Annotated in this window: 17 protein-coding genes; 6 read left to right on the top strand and 11 right to left on the bottom strand. The window is 68.5% G+C overall.

What is annotated here, in order from left to right:
- Positions 1-158: 158 nt before the first annotated feature.
- Positions 159-473, top strand: coding sequence for a hypothetical protein (locus ABAZ39_RS33135; protein ID WP_051658213.1), 315 nt, complete (start codon positions 159-161; stop codon positions 471-473).
- Positions 474-479: 6 nt separating this feature from the next.
- On the opposite strand, the gene ABAZ39_RS17575 is transcribed toward ABAZ39_RS33135, so the two are convergent.
- Positions 480-1,496, bottom strand: coding sequence for a patatin-like phospholipase family protein (locus ABAZ39_RS17575; RefSeq protein ID WP_040134180.1), 1,017 nt, complete (start codon positions 1,494-1,496; stop codon positions 480-482).
- A gap of 190 nt (positions 1,497-1,686) precedes the next feature.
- Between ABAZ39_RS17575 and ABAZ39_RS17570 the strand changes: the two genes are divergently transcribed.
- Positions 1,687-3,480, top strand: a complete 1,794-nt coding sequence (locus ABAZ39_RS17570; RefSeq protein WP_040134179.1) for an ABC transporter ATP-binding protein — start codon at positions 1,687-1,689, stop codon at positions 3,478-3,480.
- A gap of 21 nt (positions 3,481-3,501) precedes the next feature.
- Here the strand turns inward: ABAZ39_RS17570 and ABAZ39_RS17565 are convergent, their stop codons facing one another.
- Positions 3,502-6,114, bottom strand: coding sequence for a hybrid sensor histidine kinase/response regulator (locus ABAZ39_RS17565; protein WP_040134178.1), 2,613 nt, complete (start codon positions 6,112-6,114; stop codon positions 3,502-3,504).
- A 304-nt stretch (positions 6,115-6,418) separates the two neighbouring features.
- Between ABAZ39_RS17565 and ABAZ39_RS17560 the strand changes: the two genes are divergently transcribed.
- Positions 6,419-8,209, top strand: a complete 1,791-nt coding sequence (locus ABAZ39_RS17560) for a tetratricopeptide repeat protein (protein WP_040134177.1) — start codon at positions 6,419-6,421, stop codon at positions 8,207-8,209.
- Between the two features lie 13 nt (positions 8,210-8,222).
- On the opposite strand, the gene ABAZ39_RS17555 is transcribed toward ABAZ39_RS17560, so the two are convergent.
- From ABAZ39_RS17555 to ABAZ39_RS17535, 5 genes are all read right to left on the bottom strand, one after another.
- On the bottom strand, positions 8,223-8,948 hold the full coding sequence (locus ABAZ39_RS17555; RefSeq protein WP_247881712.1) for a protein tyrosine phosphatase family protein: 726 nt from the start codon (positions 8,946-8,948) through the stop codon (positions 8,223-8,225).
- 92 nt (positions 8,949-9,040) lie between these two features.
- Positions 9,041-10,042 (bottom strand): hypothetical protein, encoded by a 1,002-nt coding sequence (locus ABAZ39_RS17550; RefSeq protein WP_040134176.1) that lies wholly within the window; start codon positions 10,040-10,042, stop codon positions 9,041-9,043.
- A 31-nt stretch (positions 10,043-10,073) separates the two neighbouring features.
- Complete coding sequence (locus ABAZ39_RS17545; RefSeq protein WP_040134175.1) at positions 10,074-11,069, bottom strand: hypothetical protein; 996 nt, start codon at positions 11,067-11,069, stop codon at positions 10,074-10,076.
- 110 nt (positions 11,070-11,179) lie between these two features.
- On the bottom strand, positions 11,180-12,019 hold the full coding sequence (locus ABAZ39_RS17540) for a 23S rRNA (adenine(2030)-N(6))-methyltransferase RlmJ (protein WP_040134174.1): 840 nt from the start codon (positions 12,017-12,019) through the stop codon (positions 11,180-11,182).
- 88 nt (positions 12,020-12,107) lie between these two features.
- Complete coding sequence (locus tag ABAZ39_RS17535; RefSeq protein ID WP_247881711.1) at positions 12,108-12,752, bottom strand: transglycosylase SLT domain-containing protein; 645 nt, start codon at positions 12,750-12,752, stop codon at positions 12,108-12,110.
- Between the two features lie 522 nt (positions 12,753-13,274).
- On the opposite strand from ABAZ39_RS17535, the gene ABAZ39_RS17530 reads away from it, so the two are divergent.
- On the top strand, positions 13,275-14,654 hold the full coding sequence (locus ABAZ39_RS17530; protein ID WP_040135450.1) for a tetratricopeptide repeat protein: 1,380 nt from the start codon (positions 13,275-13,277) through the stop codon (positions 14,652-14,654).
- Between the two features lie 31 nt (positions 14,655-14,685).
- On the opposite strand, the gene ABAZ39_RS17525 is transcribed toward ABAZ39_RS17530, so the two are convergent.
- Positions 14,686-15,624 carry a LysR family transcriptional regulator gene (locus ABAZ39_RS17525; protein WP_014198706.1) on the bottom strand — a complete coding sequence of 313 codons (939 nt, stop codon included), beginning with the start codon at positions 15,622-15,624 and terminating at the stop codon, positions 14,686-14,688.
- 127 nt (positions 15,625-15,751) lie between these two features.
- Between ABAZ39_RS17525 and wrbA the strand changes: the two genes are divergently transcribed.
- Both wrbA and ABAZ39_RS17515 read left to right on the top strand, forming a co-directional pair.
- Positions 15,752-16,354 (top strand): NAD(P)H:quinone oxidoreductase, encoded by a 603-nt coding sequence (wrbA, locus tag ABAZ39_RS17520; RefSeq protein WP_040134172.1) that lies wholly within the window; start codon positions 15,752-15,754, stop codon positions 16,352-16,354.
- Between the two features lie 67 nt (positions 16,355-16,421).
- Positions 16,422-17,369, top strand: a complete 948-nt coding sequence (locus tag ABAZ39_RS17515; RefSeq protein ID WP_040134171.1) for a glutathione S-transferase family protein — start codon at positions 16,422-16,424, stop codon at positions 17,367-17,369.
- A gap of 20 nt (positions 17,370-17,389) precedes the next feature.
- Here the strand turns inward: ABAZ39_RS17515 and ABAZ39_RS17510 are convergent, their stop codons facing one another.
- The 3 genes from ABAZ39_RS17510 to ABAZ39_RS17500 form a co-directional block, all read right to left on the bottom strand.
- Complete coding sequence (locus ABAZ39_RS17510) at positions 17,390-17,770, bottom strand: hypothetical protein (protein ID WP_040134170.1); 381 nt, start codon at positions 17,768-17,770, stop codon at positions 17,390-17,392.
- A 98-nt stretch (positions 17,771-17,868) separates the two neighbouring features.
- Positions 17,869-18,240: a response regulator gene (locus ABAZ39_RS17505; RefSeq protein WP_040135449.1), complete on the bottom strand. Its 372-nt coding sequence runs from the start codon at positions 18,238-18,240 to the stop codon at positions 17,869-17,871.
- Positions 18,241-18,313: 73 nt separating this feature from the next.
- Entirely contained in the window at positions 18,314-18,703 is a 390-nt protein-coding gene (locus ABAZ39_RS17500) for an Hpt domain-containing protein (protein ID WP_081863123.1), read from the bottom strand.
- Between the last annotated feature and the right edge of the window lie 173 nt (positions 18,704-18,876).

Genomic DNA, 18,876 nt, shown 5'->3' with positions numbered 1-18,876 from the left:
CGGAACCGGAAGCCGGCAGATCATGAGCCGGTCAATTTTGCCGCCCGGCACATCGGAGCCCCCAGGCATCCCACTTATGCGGTTGATTGCCAAGCATATTTAAAGTTGCACAAAACTTGCTTGCTGGATCTCCAACCCATCGGTCACGAGAAACCGTCATGCAAATCGGCAGCTATTTAACCGAGGTCTCCCGCGTCGTCGCCAAGTTCACGGCGCAGAACGAGAAGACCGAACCGGAGAAGGAGGCGAGCGGCGTCAGCGCCGCCGACGCCTTCCTCAAGGAGGCGCGTAAATCACCGGCCCAACGCATCCGGGACCAGATTCTCGCCCGCATGAAGCTGGACGAGGAGTCCCTCGCCTCCATGCCGGCGGAGAAGCGCGCCGCGGTCGAGAAGCAGATCGCCGAGGAGCTGAAGCGCCAGTTGTCCGGCGAGAAGGACCGGCGCGGCGCGGCGGTCGACTTGACCGCCTGACACCGCTCATACAGGGGGCGCGTAGCCGAACACCCTCAACGCGTCCTGAAGGTCGGGGAGGACGCGCTCGACCGCCGCCTCCCCCTCGCGGATGCAGTCCTCCGCCCGGTCGAACTCCGACAGGCCGATGTGCCCCAGCCGCGGCGTGATGTGCACGTCCGGCGGCTCGCCGGCCAGACGGGACCGCGCGATGCGGTCGGTGACGATGCCCAGCGAGGAGACCATGACGCCGAACAGGCTCGGCCCCTCGTAATCGCGCCGGAAGATGCGGCGGCTCAGCGCGCCGATGGGCACGCGGAAGCCGGCGCGGGATTTGGACTCGCCATCCGGCTCCTGCTCCTCGTCGATCAGCTTGAGGAGGTCGAATCCCGCCGCGGTCGGCACGGCGGCGCCGGGACGCCGCGACTTGCCGATGATGTCGGCGGCCAGATTGACGGCGATCACCATTTGGGCGCCCAAGGCCCGGCAGGCCGACACCGGCACCGGGTTGACCAGGGCGCCGTCGACCATCCAGCGCCCCTCGAAGCGCACCGGCGGAAAGACCCCGGGCAGGGAGAAGGAGGCGCGCAGCGCGTCCACCAGCGGGCCGTTGCGCATCCACACCTCGTGCCCGGTGACCAGATCGGTGGCGATGGCGGCGAAGGGGCTGGGCAGTTCCTCAATCAGAACGTCGCCCAGATGATGGCGCATCTCGGCGACCAGCCGGTCCCCGCCGATCAGCCCGCCGCCCTGGCGTAGCCGCAGGTCCAGATAGCCGACGATCTTCATCCGGGTCAGGCTGCGCGTCCACTCCTCCAGCGCGTCGAGCTTACCGGCGAGGTGGAGACCGCCGACCAGCGCGCCCACCGAGCTGCCGCAGACGATGTCCGCTTCGATCCCGTAGCGTTCCAGTGCCCGCAGGACGCCGATGTGCGCCCAGCCGCGGGCCACCCCGGCGCCCAGCGCCAGACCGATGCGCGGCCGGTGATGGTGCTGGCCGTAGCGATTGCCGGGACTCTGTCCGTTTCCGCCGTCCGCCGCCATGGCGCCTCCTTTGCACGGGGTGGAGCGCGTTCCGGCCGGTATCGTGCCATCCGTCCGGTTAAGGAAGCTTGATCGGTTCCGCCCCGCCGGACAAGGCCCGCCGGACGGGGCCCGGTGAAGTAAGGCCCGGTGGACAAGCACCGGCGCCATCGGCTAAGCCATCGCGATTGCGCTACAGGAAGACGTGCACGTGAGCAAGAAGAGCGGAGAACGGCTGCGCCTCGACGCGGCGACGGAACGGCTGGTCGGCCGCATGCTGCGGGAATGGGTGCGCCCCTACACCGGCAAGCTGATGGTGTCCTTCCTGCTGATGGCCGTGGTGGCGGCGGCGACCGGCGCCTATCCGCTGCTGATCGACCAAGCGTACTCGATGTTCTCCGAGCAGGACCGCGGCATGCTGCTGGTCATCCCGCTCCTGATCATCGTGGTCACGGCGGTCAAGGCGCTGTCCATGTATTCCCAGACGGTGGTGACCACCGACATCGTGCAGCGGATCATCACCGACGTGCGCCTGTCGATGTTCGACCATCTGCTGCGGTCCGACACCGCGCAGCTTCACGCGGCCCCCACCGGCACGCTGACCTCCCGCTTCATCAGCGACGTCGACCTGATCCGCAACGCCCTGTCGCGGACCCTGACCGGGCTGGTGCGCGATATCCTGACGGTGATCGCGCTGGTCGGGTCGATGTTCTATCTCGACTGGGTGCTGTCGCTGATCGTCTTCCTGATCTACCCGATCGCCGCCATTCCCATCGTGAACATCGGCAAGCGGCTGCGCCGCGTGTCGCGCGACACCCAGGCGCAGATGGGCGACATGACCGCCCTGCTGACGGAAAGCCTGGCCGGCGCCCGCATGGTCAAGACCTACTCGCTGGAGGAATACGAGCGCGCCCGCGCCGCCCGCGCCTTCGAGGACAACTTCGCCCTGACCATGAAGGCGACCCGCGCCCGCTCGCGCATCGATCCGATGATGGAGGTTCTGGGCGGCGCCGCGGTGGCCGGGGTGATCGCCTTCGCCGGCTACCGCATGGCGATGGGCGAGGGCTCGGTCGGGGCCTTCTCCGGCTTCGTCGGCGCGCTCCTGATGGCGGCGCAGCCGGTGCGCGCCATCGGCACGCTGAACGCCGTGCTCCAGGAAGGTCTGGCCGCCGCCCAGCGCATCTTCGAGCTGGTGGACGAGAAGCCGACCATCACCGAGCAGCCCGGCGCGAAGCCCCTGGCGGTGGAGCGCGCCGCCGTGTCCTTGCGCGACGTCCGCTTCGCCTACGAGGAGGGGACGGAGACGCTGAAGGGCATCGACCTGGACGTTCCGGCGGGAGCCACGGTGGCGCTCGTCGGGCGCAGCGGTGCCGGCAAGTCCACCGTCTTCAACCTCATCCCGCGCCTCTACGACGCGACCGGCGGGCAGGTGCTGATCGACGGGCAGGACGTGCGGGCGGTGACGCTGAAGAGCCTGCGCGGCGTCATCTCGCTGGTCAGCCAGGACACGGTGCTGTTCAACGACACGGTGCGCGCCAACATCGCCTTCGGGCGGCTGGACGCCCCCTTCGACGACATCGTGGCCGCCGCGAAGGCCGCCGCCGCGCACGACTTCGTCGCCCGGCTGCCGGAGGGCTACGACACGGTGATCGGCGACCGCGGCGTGAAGCTGTCGGGCGGCGAGCGGCAGCGCCTTGCGCTTGCCCGAGCCTTTCTGAAGGACGCGCCGATCCTGCTGCTCGACGAGGCGACGAGCGCGCTGGACAGCGAGTCCGAGCGGCTGGTGCAGGGGGCGCTGGAACGGCTGACCCAGGGGCGCACGACGCTGGTCATCGCCCATCGGCTGGCCACCGTGCGCAACGCCGACCGGATCGTCGTGATGGAGGGCGGACGCATCCTGGAGCAGGGCACCCACGACGCCCTGATCGCGCAGAACGGCACCTACGCCCGCCTGTGCAAGCTCCAGTTCGGCGAGGACGGCGAGGCCGCCCTCCTGGCCCCTTGATCCGGCAAACCGGAACCGGGTTCAGTCCGCTGCGGGCACCATCTCCACTACGGCGTTGCGCAGCTCGTGGGCAGCGATGGGTTTGTGCAGCAGGGTGTGGCCGCCCGCGCGGGCTTCCGCCAGACGCTCCGGGGCGGTGTCGCCGGTGATGATCGTCGCCGGAACCGGCGTCCTCAAGCGGTCGCACACCGCCCGGATGGCGTCCAGCCCGGTCTTCCCATCGCGCAGGCGGTAATCGGCCAGGATCGCGCTCGGCCATTCCCCGCTCTCGACGTGCTGAACCGCGTCCTCGATGGAGCCCGCCGTCAGCACCCGATAGCCCCAGCCCTCCAGCATCGCCTGCAGGCCGAGGCGGATCAGCGGTTCGTCGTCGATCACCAGGATCAGGCCGCGCCCGTCGCTGGTCACCGGCCGGGCTGCCACCGGTTCGGAGCGGGCGGCGTGGCGGGCGATCAGCGGCACGTCGACGCAGAAGGCGGAGCCGGCTCCCGGCCTGGAGCGCAGGTGAACCTTGTGACCGAGCAGGCGGGCGAGACGGCGCACCACCGCCAGCCCCAGCCCCAGCCCCTTGCTGCGGTCCCGCTCCTGGTTGCCGACCTGGAAGAACTCCTCGAAGATGTCCTCGTGCTTGTCGGGCGGGATGCCGATGCCGGAATCCATCACCTCGATGCGCAGGCGGTCTCCTTGGCGCCGGCAGCCGATCAGCAGACCGCCCCGTTCGGTGTAGCGCAGCGCGTTTTCCACCAGATTGCGCAGGATGCGCATCAGCAGCGCCGGGTCGCTGCGGGTCGTCAGGGCACAGGGAACCACGCGCATCCGCAGCCCCTTCGCCTCCGCCTGGGGAAGGTATTCGGCGCCAAGCTGTTCGATGATCGGGCCGATCGCCAGATCCTGCAATTGCGGAACGATCAGCCCGGCATCCAGCTTGGACACGTCGAGCAGGCTGTCGAGCAGCATGCGCAGCCCGTCCATCGCCTGCCCCATGGAGTCGAGAAGCGGGGTGGCGGGGTGCCCGTCCAGCCGTTCCTCCAGCGCCGACTGGAACAGCATCATCGCCTGCACCGGCTGCCGCAGGTCGTGGCTCGCGGCGGCAAGGAACTTGGACTTCGCGACGTTGGCGCGATCGGCCTCGGCCTTCGAGGCGCGCAGGGCGTCCTCGGTGCGGCGGCGTTCGGTGATGTTGCGGACGATCCCGGTGAAATAGCGGCGCTTCCCGGCGGTCCATTCGGTGACCGCCAGCTCGATCGGGAAGATCGAACCGTCCTTGTGCCGTCCTTCGACCTCGCGCCCGATGCCGATGATCTTCCGCTCACCCGTGCGCTGGTAGGCCTGCAGGTAGCCGTCATGGGCGGAGTGGTAGGGCTCCGGCATCAGGATGCGGATGTTCCGGCCGACCGCTTCGCCGGCCTCGTAGCCGAAGATGCGCTCCGCCGCCGGGTTGAAGCTCTGGATCGTGCCGGTCTCGTCGATGACCAGCATGGCGTCCACCGCGGTCTGCACGATGGCGCGGTGGCGGGCCTCGCTTTCCGCCAGCGCCGCCTCGCGCCGCCGGATGAGGTCCGCGGCGTTGCGGATGGCGCGGCCGACCGCCTCGATCTCGGCCACCCCGCCGTCGGGCGGTGAAACCGGGTGTCCGGCGCCCAACGCCTCGGCCGCTCCGGCCAGTTGGGAGACGGAGCGCGTAAGGCGCCGTCCGAGCAGAATTGCCGCCCCGATGCCGATCAGCAGAAGAACGATGCCGCCACCAGTGAAGAGCAGGAGGGCGTGGCGCGCCGGGGAGGCCACCAGGGTCGTGGGGACGCTGGTCGCGACCACCCAGCCGAAGGTCCGCGACCGGCTGTAGGCCTGGATCGCCTCCACATTCTCCAGATTGACGGCGCGGTGGATTCCGTCCGGCACCTGCCTCATTCGTGTCCACAGCGAGGCGGGAAGCCGTTTGCCGACGAGTTGTTCGGTCAGATGCGACCGGGCGATGACGACGCCCTGCTGATCGATCACCTCGGCCTGCCAACCCGCCGGGATGCGCTCCGGCGACACGATGGCCTGAAGCCGTTCCTGGGGAATGTTCAAGCTCAGCAGGTAGCGGATCTGGCCGTCGCGGATCACCGGGGCGACCACCGCAAGAATTGGTGCCTGGCTCACGTCGCCGGTGAAGAGGCCGGTGACCTGTGGCCGCCCCGTGTCGATCACCCGCTGGTCGGCTTCGAGCACGGTGCTGTCCGGGAGGTCCGCCCCCCAGGGCGCGCGGCTGTTGACCCGTTGCCGGCCTTGCAGGTCGCGGAGGACCACGTTGGTGCCCAGCCGATCCCGCACGCCGATGGCTTGCCGGTAGAAGGCGGCCAGATCATCCGTCGTCAGGCTTTCCGACGTGGACAGCACCTCGGCGGCGGCGATCTGGCGGTTCACCTCGCGTTCCACATCCTCGGCCAGTAGGCGCGTCCGGTCGAGCACGAGCTGCTCCGTCTGCTGGGCCTGCGCATCGACGTTGCGGATGAGGAGGGACACCGAGAAAAGGACCAGCGGGACCGCAACCGCCATGACCAGAAGGATGAGCCAGCCCCGCACCCGTTGCGGCCGCATCCGCAAAGCCGGCCGCCGAATCGGCTGCCGCAGGGTCTCGGTGGTGGGAATCATCGAATCGACCGGCGTTCAAACACAACCTTGCGCCGCATCGCCTGGGGAAATCGGCTGATCGAGGCGTTTCCGGTCCGAACGTACCGAGGCATTTCGCAGACCATTCCAGAGGCAACCGGTTGTGGGCATCTCTGAACCAGACTGTATCATATCGCGCAATAATTGGTTGATAATCCATCCATCGATTCATGGGAGAGCATCCGGAGGGCGCCTCAACACACGACGCGTTTTCCCCGGATCGCGCCGGTGCGCGTCCAGCGGACCCGGTTGGCGCTCAGGCCGATCCGGTCTATGGTCCCGTCTCATGGAACCAGCCCTCGACGACGCGATCCGCCTGCACAAATCCGGCAACCATGCGGGGGCGGAGCCGCTCTATCGCGCTGTTCTGGACCGCGATCCGGCGAATCGCGGTGCGCTGCAGATGCTGGCGATGCTTCTGGTGCAGACGGGGCGTCCGGCCGAGGCCGTCGGCCATTTCCAGACCATCCTGCGGCTGGAGCCCGGCGGCGTCGCCGGCTACAGCAATCTTGCCGCCGCCCTGCGCCTGGCCGGGCAGGGCGCGGAGGCCATCGCCTGCCTGCATCGGGCGCTGGCCCTCGACCCGGCCCACGCCGCCTCCTGGTTCAATCTCGGCAATGGATTGAAGCAGCTGGAGAAGGCGGCCGGCGCGGCGCGGAGCTACCAGCGGACCCTGGCGGTCGAGCCCGGCCACGCCGGGGCGGCGGGCAACCGGAAGACGCTGCGCGACCAATGGGGGCCACGCCTGGACGAGGCCGAGCGGCAGGCCGCGGCGGCGCGCCACCCCTTGGCGGACGCCGATGCCCGCGCGGCGGCGGCGGAGGCACTGGAGGCGGTTGGCGACGCGGCGGCGGCGGAAACGATGGCGCGGGCGGCCTTGGATCGCGATGACCGGAATCATCGGGCCAACCGGCTGCTGGGGCGCCTGCTGCTGGAGCGCAGCGGGGCGATGGATGTGCGGAGCGGAAAGCCCTTCGCGGTCGACCGGTCGCTGGTGGAGGAGGCCATCGGCGCCCTGCGCCGGGCCGTCGCCGTCCGTCCCGACGACGACGAGGCCGACTGGCTGCACGTCGCCGCCGTGGCGACGCTGGTGCAGGTGGGCATGGCGTCCGAGGCGGTGCTGCGCGACGGGGCGCGGGCCGCCTGGGCCCGCCTGCGGCGCCATCTCAAGGACACGGTTGCGGCGTCGGTCATCGGCTTCCACGTCTACCGCCGGGACCGGCTCGTCCTCGCCTCCTGGCTGAGCCAGCGCTTCCGCCGGCGCTTCACCGCGGCGGAGGTCGCGCGGGAGCATGAGCTGGGCCTGTGGACCATGCTGCGCGCCGACGATGCCTTCTTCCGCGCCCTGCCGCCGGTCGACGCGGTGCTGGAGAGCATGGCGCCCCTGGAGTGGCGCATCGAGCCGGCGCCGGGACCGGCCGGGGAACCGGCCACGGAACCAGCGGTCTTCTTCTGCTGCGACGACGTCTATTTTCGCCGGTTCGCCCCGGCGCTGCTGGAGTCCTTGGCAGAGCGGATGCCGGGCGCCACGGTCGCTGTCCATGTAGTGGCCCCGTCGCCGGAGACGGAGCAGGCCATGGCGCACTGGCGGACGGACGGACGGCTGAGGGTCGGCTTCTCGCTGGACCGGCCGGAGATGTCGGGATGGGCCGACGTCAAGCGCGTCACCTATTACGCCTCCGCCCGCTTCATCCGCGCCTTGCAGTGGCTGCGCCGGCTGGACCGCCCGCTGATGGTGATCGACACCGACGCGCGCGTCGCCCAGGACCTGCGGGCCTTGAGCGTGGAGATGGCGGGCCACGACGTCGGGTTCCTCGTCGACGGGCGCCGCCGCGGACCGTCGCGGGAAATCACCGTCTGCTTCAACGTCTACAACAACACGCCGGGCGGCGACCGTTTCCTGTCGCTGCTCGGCGCCTACATCGGGCATTTCCTGGCGGGGGCGGAGGTCTATTGGATGCTGGACCAGATGGCCCATTACGCGGTGCTCGACTGGCTGAACCGGCATGAGCCGATCCGCGTGCGCCGCTTCGACTTCCTGAACTTCCCCTACTGCCACTTCGTCGGGGCGAAGTGACGCGCCGTCCGCGTCACTCCCGCCCGAGAACCCGGTCGACCACCGTATCGGCCCATTCGCGGGAGCGGAAGCTGGCCTTGGCCTCCACCGGGTCGTAGACGCGCTCCACCCAGTCCCAGAAGGCGGTCGGGCGCTTCTCGTTGTAGGCGGCGTACAGCTCGAAGAAATAGTCGAGGATGCCGGTCTTCGCCTGCTTGAAGTGGCCGTATTTCCAGTGAAGCTGCTTGGTCGCCCGCTCCAGCGGCACGCCCTCGTGGATGAAGAGATAGAGCGCCGACATGAAACCGGCGCGGTCCGCCCCCGACTTGCAGTGCAGAAGCGCCGGATACTGCATGGTCGCGAACAGGTCGCGGGCCTTCAGCAGAGTCTCCTTCTTCGGCATGTCGCGGGAGTTGACGGGAAAGTCCACCAGCGTCAGCCCGGCCGCCCGGCAGGCCTCCGCCTCCAGGATGTAGGAGGCGCAATCGCGGCTGCCGCGCAGGTTCAGGATGGTCTTGATGCCGCGCCGCGCCGCTTCCCGGATGTGGGAGGGGGAGGGCTGGCTCGCCCGGTACATGTTGGGGGAGATGCGGTAGGTGTTCGAATAGACCAGCCGGAAGCAGGCATGGTCGATGAACACGCTTTCGAAATGTCCGAGCGCCCGTTGCAGCGGGGAGATCATGCGCCCGCGCGCCCGCTTGATCCCGTCGGCCAGAGCGGTGGTCGTATAACGGCGCAACATCTTCCGGGTGGTGGCCACGCAAGCAGTCTCCAAATCGACAAGGCCGCCAAGATAGGCACACTTTGCGTGGCGTCAAGGCCGCCGCGCCGCTGGGCAGTGCGGCGCTTTGGTCATCCGGCCCGCAGGACGCGCCCGTAGATGTCGTACCGCGCGGCGAGCGACAGCACGATCTCCATGTAGAGATTGATCAGGCCGTTGGCGTAGAAGGCCGGGCAGCCGGTGTAATGGCGCTCTCCCGGCTGGGCGGTCGGCTCGATCAGGTCGGCGTTCAGGACGATCATGCCGCCCGGCGCCTCCGCGTCATAGACGAAGGCGGTCTGGTGGCGGGGCAGGGGGTGGATGGCCTGATGGTCGTCGGCCTCGATGTGGCCGGCCCCCATGAACTGGCACAGCATGCCCAGGCTGCCCATGGCGAGCGGCAGCACCTGCTTCAGGCTGCGGCGCGACAGGTCGTCGTATTCGGTCGGGGTCAGGCCGGGCTTCAGCATCGGCGCGGACTCGCACAGGTTCCAGCAGACGTGGAGCGCCGTGTGGCTGCCCGTCTTGGTGATCGACAGCATGTCGTAGCCGGACGGCGCGTGCAGCACCGACGCCTCCAGCGTGTTGGCGAGGACGAAGCCGGCCGCGGCGAGCGGGGTGATGGCGCCCTCCGCCCGGCAGCGCTCCTCCTCCAGCGTCACCTTGATCGCCCAATCCTTGATGATGGCGTCCAGCAGGTGGCACACGCTGTCGCGCAGGAAGCCGATCAGCGTCTCCGCCGGGGCGGCCTCCAGCCCGGCGGTGTCGGCCACGTCCAGCCCGTGCGGCGAGTCCGGCGGGTTGCACAGCAGCAGATGGCCGTCGGCGTCCAGCGGCATCCGGTTGGTGATGTGGTCGCGCAGGTCGTTGTAGAGGAAGGCCAGCAGCGTGTTGATCGCGACCTTCTCGTAATCCTCCTTGCGGGTGTCCGCATGGGCCGGGCAATGGCCGGCGAGGCGCTGAAGCTCCTCGGCGAAGAGGTAGTTCGGGTCCTCGGTGATGCGGTGCAGGATCGGCGCGAGGTTGATCCGGGTCATCCCGGCCTCCTCATGCGCGGCGAGATAGGTCAGTGCGAAGTCGTTGGAGCGGGCCATGATGGGGCGTCAATCTCGTGAATGAGGACGGTCAGCGGTCGCGAAGCCGGTCGTAGACGCCGTAGTCCATGGCGATGCTGGCCACGATGTCGAGATACAGTTTGATGAAGCCGGGCGTGTAGAAGGCCGGGCAGCCGGTGTAGTGCCGCTCCTCGGGCTTGGCGAAGCGGGTGATCGGTTCCGGGTTCAGGCAGATCAGCCCGGCCTCGTCGAGGACGAAGGCCGTCTGGTCCTTGGGCAGCAGATGGATGGCGAGGCCGTCGTGGGGCTCGATCCCCGACGCCTCCATGTAATGGACCAGCATGCCCAGGCTGGCCATCGACAGCGGCACCACCTGCTTCAGGCTGCGCCGGACGAGGTCGTCGTAAGCCGTCGCGTCCTTGTCCGGAAGCAGCAGGGGGGCGGCCTCCACCATGGCCCAGCAGATGTGGATGGCGGTGTGGCTGCCGGTCTTGGTGATCGACAGCATGTCGTAGCCGGCGCGCTGGTAGAGCGGCGAGTCCTCCAGCGTCGTGCGCAGGATGAAGGTCGCGGCGGCGGCGGCGGAGATCTCGCCCGTGCCCTGGGCGCGGTAATGCTCCTCCTCCGTCAGCAGGTCGGCGGCCCAGCCGGTGATGAGGCCGTCCAGCAGATGGCAGGTGGCGTCGCGCAGGACCGAGGCCATGACGTCGAGCGGGGCCGCCGCCATCGCCGCGCGGTCGGCCGGGTTGATGCCGTGGGGGGAGCGCGGCGGGATCGGCAGCATCACCTGCCCGCGCTCGTCCAGCGGCAGCTTGGACGCCACATGGTCGCGCAGCCGTTCGAACAGATAGGCCAGCAGCGTGTTGACCGTCACCTTGTCCGCGTCGTCGGCGTTGGGGGCGGCGTGCATGGGGCACTGGCCGCCGCCGCGCCGCAACTCCTCGCTGAACAGGAAGGCCGGCTCCTTCTGGATGGTCTGGAGGATGTGGGCGATCGAGACGCGCTCCAGCCCGGCATCGGCGTGAGCCTTGATGAAGCTGCTGGCGAAATCGTTGGAACGGGACATCGTGGCCTTGCCGGAACGGAGTAATCCCGTTCAGCCTAGGGCGAGTGGCGGGGCCGTTGCAACGGCAACCTCTGTGACCGGTTGCCGCTTCTCCGTTGAAATGTGCGGTTTTACCCCTCGGGAACCAGCCAGTCGACGGTGCAGCCGCCACCGGTGGCGGGCAGGGCGGCGTGCAGCGCCGGCAGCATGGCGCGCAGCGTGTCGTCCAGCGTCCAGGGCGGGTTGACGATCAGCAGCCCGGACCCGTTCAGCCGGAGGTGGGTGTCCTCCGGGTGCCACGTCAGCTCGACTGTCAGGATCTTACGGATGCCGGTGTTCTCCACCGCTTCCTGGAAGCGCCAGACGGCGGCACGTTCCTTGATCGGGTACCACAGGGCGTAGATGCCGGTGGACCAGCGCTTGTGCGCCGCCTTCAGCCCCTCGGCCATGCGGGCGAACTCGTCCGGCTGCTCGAAGGGCGGATCGATCAGCACGAGGCCCCGCTTCTCCCGCGGCGGCAGATGGGCCTTCAGCGCCTGATAGGCGTCGGTCTTGAAGGTCGAGACCTGACGGTCCCCGGCGAACTCCGCCTTCAGCGTCTGCCAGTCGTCGGGGTGAAGCTCGTTGAGGAGGAGCCTGTCGTGCTCGCGCAGCAGCGCCCGGGCCAGCCGCGGCGATCCGGGGTACCAGCGCAGCCGCCCGTCCGGGTTCAGCGCGTTCACCGCGTCAAGATAGGGCTCCAGCGCCGGGTGCGGCGCCGGCTGGCCGAACAGCCGTCCGATTCCCTCCTGGAACTCCAGCGTCTTGCGCGCCGGTTCGGAGTCCAGGTCGTAGCGCCCGATGCCGGCGTGGGCGTCGAGCACGCAGAAGGGCGCCGGCTTGGCGCGCAAATGATCGATGATCAGCGCCAGAACGGCGTGCTTCATCACATCGGCGGGGTTGCCGGCGTGGAAAATGTGACGGTAGTTCATGGGGCAGGGATTTAGCCCATCGGGGCGTTCCGCGCCATCCCCTCCAAACGCTCTCCGCGAGCGGTTGCCAAATCAGTCGGCTGCCAAATCAGTCCAGAGAAGCGACCTGCTGGGCGTTGCGGAAGGTGCGGCGGGTGCTCGGCGCGATGCTGGCGGGCTCGGAGTCGCCGCAGCGGGCGGATTCCAGCAGCTTGGCGCTCTTTGGGTCCAGTTCGTTCAGGTGCTGCCAGATCTTGCAGATGTAGTTCTGGGCCTGACGGGTGGAACCGCCGTTATAGCGGGCGACGGCGGTCTTCCAGCTTCCCTGCTCGCCATGAAGGCGAAGGAGGAGGCGACCGGCGTAATAGACGTTCTCGCGGGGGTCGACGATCCGCTCCACCGGCTGGAATTCGCCGCGGTGAGTGCCCAGCGAAATCTGCATGCAGCCGACATAGACGTTCTGGCGGATCTGGCCGCGCTTGTCGCGGAGATGCCGGGCGGCGTCGTTGGCGTTGCGGGCGTAGACGGGACGGCCTTCCACGCTCATCGCGAAGGGGGTCGGAGCGCCGTCCTGGCCGCTTTCCACCAGGGCGATGGCGACGAGAAGGCCGGAGGGGATGTTGAACTTGCGCTCGGCCTCCACGGCGTGGGAGACGCAGCTGCTGTCCTGGGCGGCGGCGGGCTTGGCGAGGAGGACCGGAGCGGCGGCTAAGCCCAGTGCAAGAGCGATCCAGCCGCCATACGTGCGTCGCACGCGCTGAGTTCGATCCTGCATATCCTCGGTCCCCTCTTCGTTGCCGGGTTCATCCGGCTTCGTTTTGGCCCCCCGCGCGGGGCCGCCATTACCGGTCACCGAGTCGCTTACGGTGACCGCCTCCTACCCGAAAGTTCAGCGCCCACCATCGGGCGCCGAAGCCACACTTCCAAAAATTTTATACAGCGTCAATCTATTTGCTGCCCGGTAATACCACGCCTTTCGATCGAACGATGTCACAAGGCGGCGGGAAAAACCCACTCAGGCCCTCAGTCTTATCCATCAAGGCACTGATTCCGAAGCGCTTTGAAAAACCGAAAGGGGTGGATTGTGCGAAAGGCGTACAAATTCATCCAATCGGCCTAATGCGACGGTTTGAAGCTCGATTCGCCACCGAACGACCTCCTTCGGATGCCTCTTGCACGCGCGCGAAAGGTGGTGCAGGAGTTCGTGTCTTCTTTCGCATTCCGGAGTCTCCCGGAGCGGGGACGGCGACAGCGCATCTCCCATAGCGAAGTGATCGTGGATCGCGATTCGACGGCTCAAGCCGACCGGGAGGGGGCAGGCCCCCTCGTCCAGCCCGGAGACGTTCCGGGCATTTTGTTCCAGACTGGCTATGACCGACTCTACGCCGCCGACGCGGCGGGGGCGGCGCGTGCCTTCCGGCTCGCCTGCGCCGCCGACCCGGGGTCGGGCGAGGCTTGGGGCGCCCTGGCTGACAGCACGCGGGACGCGGGCGAGGCCGCCGGGGCGCTGGCCGCCTGCGGGCGGGCGGTGGCGCTCGACCCCGGCGTGTGGCCCTGGCGCATCGCCCTGGCCGAGGCGCTGCGGACCGCGGGCCGGTTCGAGGAGGCCGTGACCACCGGACAGGTGTTGACGACGGAACGGCCGGATTCCGCCACAGCCCGGCTCGGCCTCGCCCGCGCCTTGGCGGCGGCGGGCCGGCGGGACGCCGCGCTGGAGGAGTACCGCGAGGCCGTGGCCCTGCGCCCCGGCGACCGTGAGGCGGCGCTGGAACTGGCGGCCCTGCTGGTCGAGGCCGGCGACGCGCTGGGCGCGGTGGAGCTGCTCCAGCCACTGTCCCGCCGGGACCCGGAGGACGCCGACCTGCACGCCGCCATCGGGCGGGCCTGGATCGCCCTGCAGGAACCGGTGAAGGCGTTGACCGCTCTGCGCCGTGCCGAAGGACTCGACTCGGATGGCCGACTCGGCTGCGCGGCGCTGATCGCCGCGCTGGAAGGCGGCGCGGGGGAGGATCTGTCGGCGGCCTATGTGCGCGCCCTGTTCGATCGCTACGCCGACCGCTTCGACCAGGATCTGGTGGGCAAACTCGGCTACTCCGCGCCGGCCCTGCTGCGCGAGGCGGTGGACCGGCTGGGGCCGGTGTCCGAACGTGGGGCGCCTGGGTTGCGGGTGCTGGACCTCGGTTGCGGCACCGGGCTGGCGGGCGTGGCGTTCCGTCCGCTGGCCGGGCATCTCGCCGGGGTCGATCTGGCCCCGCGCATGGTCGAGAAGGCCCGCGCCCGCGCTCTCTATGATGAGTTGTCGGTCGGCGACGTGGTCGCGGCGGTGGAGGCGGTGCCCGGCGCCTGGGACCTGCTGGTCGCCGCCGACGTGCTGGTCTATCTCGGCGACCTGACCGCGCTGTTTGCGGGAGCCGCCAAGGCCCTGCGCCCAGCAGGCCGCTTCGCCGCGACGGTGGAGCGTCTGGACGGCGAGGCGGCGACCTCCGGCTACACGCTCGGCCCGTCACGGCGCTATGCCCACAGCGAAGCCTATCTGCGGGAAATGGCGGCGGCGGCGGGCCTGACGGTGCTTCTGATGGAGCCCTGCTCCCCCCGCCGTGAGAAGGGCGTCGGCGTGCCGGGTCTTCTCTTTATAGTGGAGAAGCCGGCGGCCTGACGAAAACGGCTTTTCGGGACGGGGGTGTGCGTCACGCCTCCGCCCGGAAGGGCTGCAGGCTGAGCAGGGCGCAGTCCCAGTAGGGACGCGGGCCGAAACGCTCGGCCAGGAAATCGACGAAGACGCGGACCTTCGGCGACAGGTGCCGGTTCTGCGGGTAGACCGCGAAGACGTTCGATTCCGCCATGTAATAGTCCAGCAGCAGGCACTGGAGCTGCCCCTTGGACAGCGCCTCGCCGCACAGGAAGGTGGGCAGCACAATGATGCCGACGCCGGCGATGGCGGACTCGCGCAGCAGGTCGCCGTTGTTGGTGCGCAGCGACCCCGACACGCGGACCGACCGCATGGCGTCGCCGACACGGAACTGCCACTGCTCGGCGGTCGGGATGTTGGTGTAGATCAGGCAGTTGTGGTTGGACAGCTCATCCGGTGTCTGAGGTATCCCGTGCTTCTCCAGATAGGCCGGGCTGGCGCAGACCACTTGGCGGTTGGGGGCCAGGCGCTTGGCGATCAGCGAGCTGTCGCGCAGCCGCCCGATGCGCACCGCCAGATCATAGCCCTCGTCGATCAGATCGACGTAGCGGTCGTTCAGATCCATCTCGATCTCGATGGACGGGTAGCGTTCGAGGAACTCGGCGACCGCCTTGGCCAGATGCAGCAGCCCGAAAGACACCGGAGCGTTGACCTTCAACCGCCCGCGCGGGGCGGCGTGCAGGTCGGCGACGGCCTGCTCCGCCTCCTCCAGGTCGGCGATGATGCGGGTGCAGCGCTCGTAATAGGCCTGCCCGACCTCGGTCAGGCTGAGCTTGCGCGTGGTGCGGTTCAGCAGCCGCGCCCCCAGCCGGTTCTCCAGCTCCGCGATGCGCCGGGAAACCACGGACTTGGACAGGTTCAGGCGCTCCGCCGCGGTGGTGAAGCTCTTGGTGTCCACGACCTTGATAAAGGCCGTCATGTCGTCGAGGCGATCCATCCCATTGTTCTACACCCGGGAACAATGAAGTTCCAGCACCCTGGATTTGCTGGAGAGCGGCAACGCGCTATCTCTTTGGAACGCCGCAGCCTCCAGCGCGGCCGCAACGACAGAGGGGAGACGAGACATGGCGAAGGTTCTGGTGCTCTACTACAGCAGCTACGGCCACATCTCCACCATGGCGCAGGCGATGGCCGAAGGCGCCCGCTCGGTTCCGGGAACCGAGGTGGCGGTGAAGCGCGTGCCGGAGCTGGTCCCCGAGGAGGTGCGGCAGAAGGCGCACTTCAAGGAAGAGCCGAACATTCCCATCGCCGACCCGAACGAGCTGGCCAACTACGACGCCATCATCCTGGGCGTGCCGACGCGCTACGGCAACATGCCGGGCCAGATGAAGAATTTCCTCGACCAGACGGGCGGCCTGTGGGCGAAGGGCGCGCTGGTCGGCAAGGTGGGCGCCGCCTTCTCCTCCTCCGCCACCCAGCACGGCGGGCAGGAGAGCACGATCCTCACCACCCACACCGTGCTTCTGCACCTCGGCATGGTGATCGTCGGTCTGCCCTACAGCTTCCAGGGCCAGATGGGCGTGGACGAGGTGATGGGCAACAGCCCCTACGGCGCCAGCACCATCGCCGGCGGCGACGGCTCCCGCCAGCCGAGCGCGGTCGAACTGGACGGTGCCCGTTACCAGGGCCGGCATGTCGCGGAGATCACCAAGAAGCTGCACGGTTAAAGGCGGGGCGTCCCTCTCCCGCCGTCCGGGCGGGAGAGGTGGCACCGGATAAAGGGGAGTTCAGGGCATGGGCCTGTTGATCGACGGCCGCTGGCATGACCAGTGGTACGACACCAAGAACAGCGGCGGCGCCTTCGTCCGTCCGGAAACCCAGTTCCGCAACTGGGTGCGGGCGGACGGCTCGACCCCGTTCCAGCCGGAGGCCGGGCGCTATCATCTGTTCGTGTCGCTGGCCTGCCCCTGGGCGCACCGCACGCTGATCCTGCGCAAGCTGAAGGGGCTGGAGGACGCCATCGGCGTCACCGTGGTCGATCCCCTGATGCGCGAGGAGGGCTGGACCTTCCCCGAACCCGATCCGATCACCGGCTCCACCCGCCTGCACGAGGTCTACACCAAGGCCGATCCCACCTACTCGGGGCGCGTGACCGTCCCGGTGCTGTGGGACAGGAAGACCGGGACCATCGTCAGCAACGAGTCCGCGGAGATCGTCCGCATGCTGAACCGGGACTTCGACGCCTTCGGTGATGCCTCGCTGGATTTCTACCCGGCGGAGCTGGCGGAGGAGATCGACCGGCTCAACGCCTTCGTTTACGACCGCGTCAACAACGGCGTCTACAAGGCCGGCTTCGCGACCAGCCAGGAGAAGTACGAGCAGGCGTTCGACGCCCTCTTCGCGGCGCTCGACGAGCTGGACGAGCGGCTGGGCGGACAGCGCTACCTGCTGGGGAACCGGCAGACCGAGGTCGATTGGCGCCTGTTCACCACGCTGGTGCGCTTCGACGCCGTCTATGTCGGCCACTTCAAGTGCAACCTGCGCCGCATCGCCGATTATCCGAACCTGTCCGGCTACCTGCGCGACCTCTATCAGGTGCCCGGCGTGGCGGAGACGGTCGATTTCCACCATATCAAGCGGCACTACTACGCCAGCCACACCATGATCAACCCGACCGGCGTCGTGCCGAAGGGGCCGGCGCTGGATCTCGACGCGCCGCACGGGCGGGACTCGGTTGGCTAACTCGGTGGGGTAATCGGGCCTCAGGGCTTGTAACAGCGGGCCATGTCCTGGTTCGGCCCGATCATCTCGCACTGGAAGCTGTTGGAGAACTTGAAGCGGAACGGCCCGGTCTTGCGCACGCTGACCAGGGTCTGTCCGCCGGGGTTCTTGAAGGCCACCCAGGCCGAGGAATCGAAATGGGTGGTGATCCCGTTGCTCAGCCGCACGCGGCCCTGGTTGTCCTTGATGACCTGCACGCCGGTGTTGAAGGCCATGACTCCGTTCGGCGTCTCGGACGCCACGGCGAGGCCGTTCGTGCAGTTCACCCCCTCCGGCTGCACCGCGACGCACTCATAGGGGCGCGGCTGCGACGCGGTGAGCACCATGGCATAGATCGCCACTTCCAGAACGTTCATGGGCATGCGGAATCTCCCGGCAATCCGCACAAGGGTGCAGCAATGCACCGTGTACAGAATAATTCCGCCGTGGTTACGAAAAGTATAATGTCGCGGTCAAGGTTCTACCCTTTCGCGGACAGCGCTTTTTCCAGCTTCTCACGCAGGCCGAACGTGGTCAGCGGCTTCACCAGATAGCCGGTGGCGCCGGAGCGCAGGGCCGACAGGACGACGTCGGACCGGTCGTGCTTGGTCAGCATGATGACCGGCGCTCGCCCGTCCAAGGCCTCCAGAAAGGCCAGACCGCCCATCGGCACCATGTCCACATCGCAGAAGATCGCGTCGAAATCGACCCGGTTGCAGCGGGCCAGCGCCTCCGCCCCGTCGGCGGCCTCGATCACCGTGCCGACGCCCAACTGCTTCAGCAGCCGCACCGAGACGCTGCGGGTCACCACCTCGTCCTCGACGACCAGCACCGCGCAGGAATTGAACGACACGGCCACCCTCGCGCTTCGTCCTGTGGGCACCCCTAAGGGTTACGCCCGCATGATATATCAGCGCGAAAGAAACTCAAATGCGTGCGATCAAAATTTTCACGTCGGCCAGGGCGTGGTCGAGGGCGCCCGTGTCCCGCCGCACCACCGCCGCGTCGCCGCGCAGGGCCGCGTCCTCCACCGAGCCGAAGAGGTCGGCAACCCGCCCGGCCCCGGCGGTGCGGGCGGCGCCGGCCGCCGAATGGGCGGCCAGCCGGACACCATCCAGGTCGCCGAGCGCCAATCGCTCTTTCAGAACGCGCGACAACTCGTCGGCGTTTTCCAGGAACAGGACGTAGAGCATGGTGACGGTGGGGCCAGGACCGCCGAAGTTGCGCAGCATCGGCTCCACGTCAAGGATCTCACGGTCATACGGCGTCGCGTTGGCCGGTGGCGGTTCGGATGGGCTGGGCGGTGGCTGGGGCACGATGGCGGCTCCCGGCAGGACACGGTATGGCCGTACAGTGCGTGTGGCAATTCAACCCGGTCAAGCCGAGGCCAGCGCGGCGAATGGACGCTTCGGCGCCGCAGCATCCGGTCGCGGAACCGGGGGACGCGCCGCCTGTTCCCCAACGTCGTCAACGTCCGCTGGAACGCCCG

The organism is Azospirillum argentinense (genome assembly GCF_000632475.1).
Classification (GTDB): Bacteria; Pseudomonadota; Alphaproteobacteria; order Azospirillales; family Azospirillaceae; genus Azospirillum; species Azospirillum baldaniorum.
Note: the sequence above shows the minus strand (reverse complement) of the source record. Positions and strands in the feature narration are given on the sequence as shown.

Excerpts from the sequence above, each read along its gene's own strand:
- ABAZ39_RS17525 (WP_014198706.1), bottom strand. The coding sequence starts at position 15,624 with ATGGATCGCCTCGACGACATGACGGCCTTTATCAAGGTCGTGGACACC.
- ABAZ39_RS17565 (WP_040134178.1), bottom strand. The coding sequence starts at position 6,114 with ATGATTCCCACCACCGAGACCCTGCGGCAGCCGATTCGGCGGCCGGCT.
- wrbA (WP_040134172.1), top strand. The coding sequence starts at position 15,752 with ATGGCGAAGGTTCTGGTGCTCTACTACAGCAGCTACGGCCACATCTCC.
- ABAZ39_RS33135 (WP_051658213.1), top strand. The coding sequence starts at position 159 with ATGCAAATCGGCAGCTATTTAACCGAGGTCTCCCGCGTCGTCGCCAAG.
- ABAZ39_RS17550 (WP_040134176.1), bottom strand. The coding sequence starts at position 10,042 with ATGGCCCGCTCCAACGACTTCGCACTGACCTATCTCGCCGCGCATGAG.
- ABAZ39_RS17540 (WP_040134174.1), bottom strand. The coding sequence starts at position 12,019 with ATGAACTACCGTCACATTTTCCACGCCGGCAACCCCGCCGATGTGATG.
- ABAZ39_RS17510 (WP_040134170.1), bottom strand. The coding sequence starts at position 17,770 with ATGCCCATGAACGTTCTGGAAGTGGCGATCTATGCCATGGTGCTCACC.
- ABAZ39_RS17560 (WP_040134177.1), top strand. The coding sequence starts at position 6,419 with ATGGAACCAGCCCTCGACGACGCGATCCGCCTGCACAAATCCGGCAAC.
- ABAZ39_RS17545 (WP_040134175.1), bottom strand. The coding sequence starts at position 11,069 with ATGTCCCGTTCCAACGATTTCGCCAGCAGCTTCATCAAGGCTCACGCC.
- ABAZ39_RS17515 (WP_040134171.1), top strand. The coding sequence starts at position 16,422 with ATGGGCCTGTTGATCGACGGCCGCTGGCATGACCAGTGGTACGACACC.
- ABAZ39_RS17575 (WP_040134180.1), bottom strand. The coding sequence starts at position 1,496 with ATGGCGGCGGACGGCGGAAACGGACAGAGTCCCGGCAATCGCTACGGC.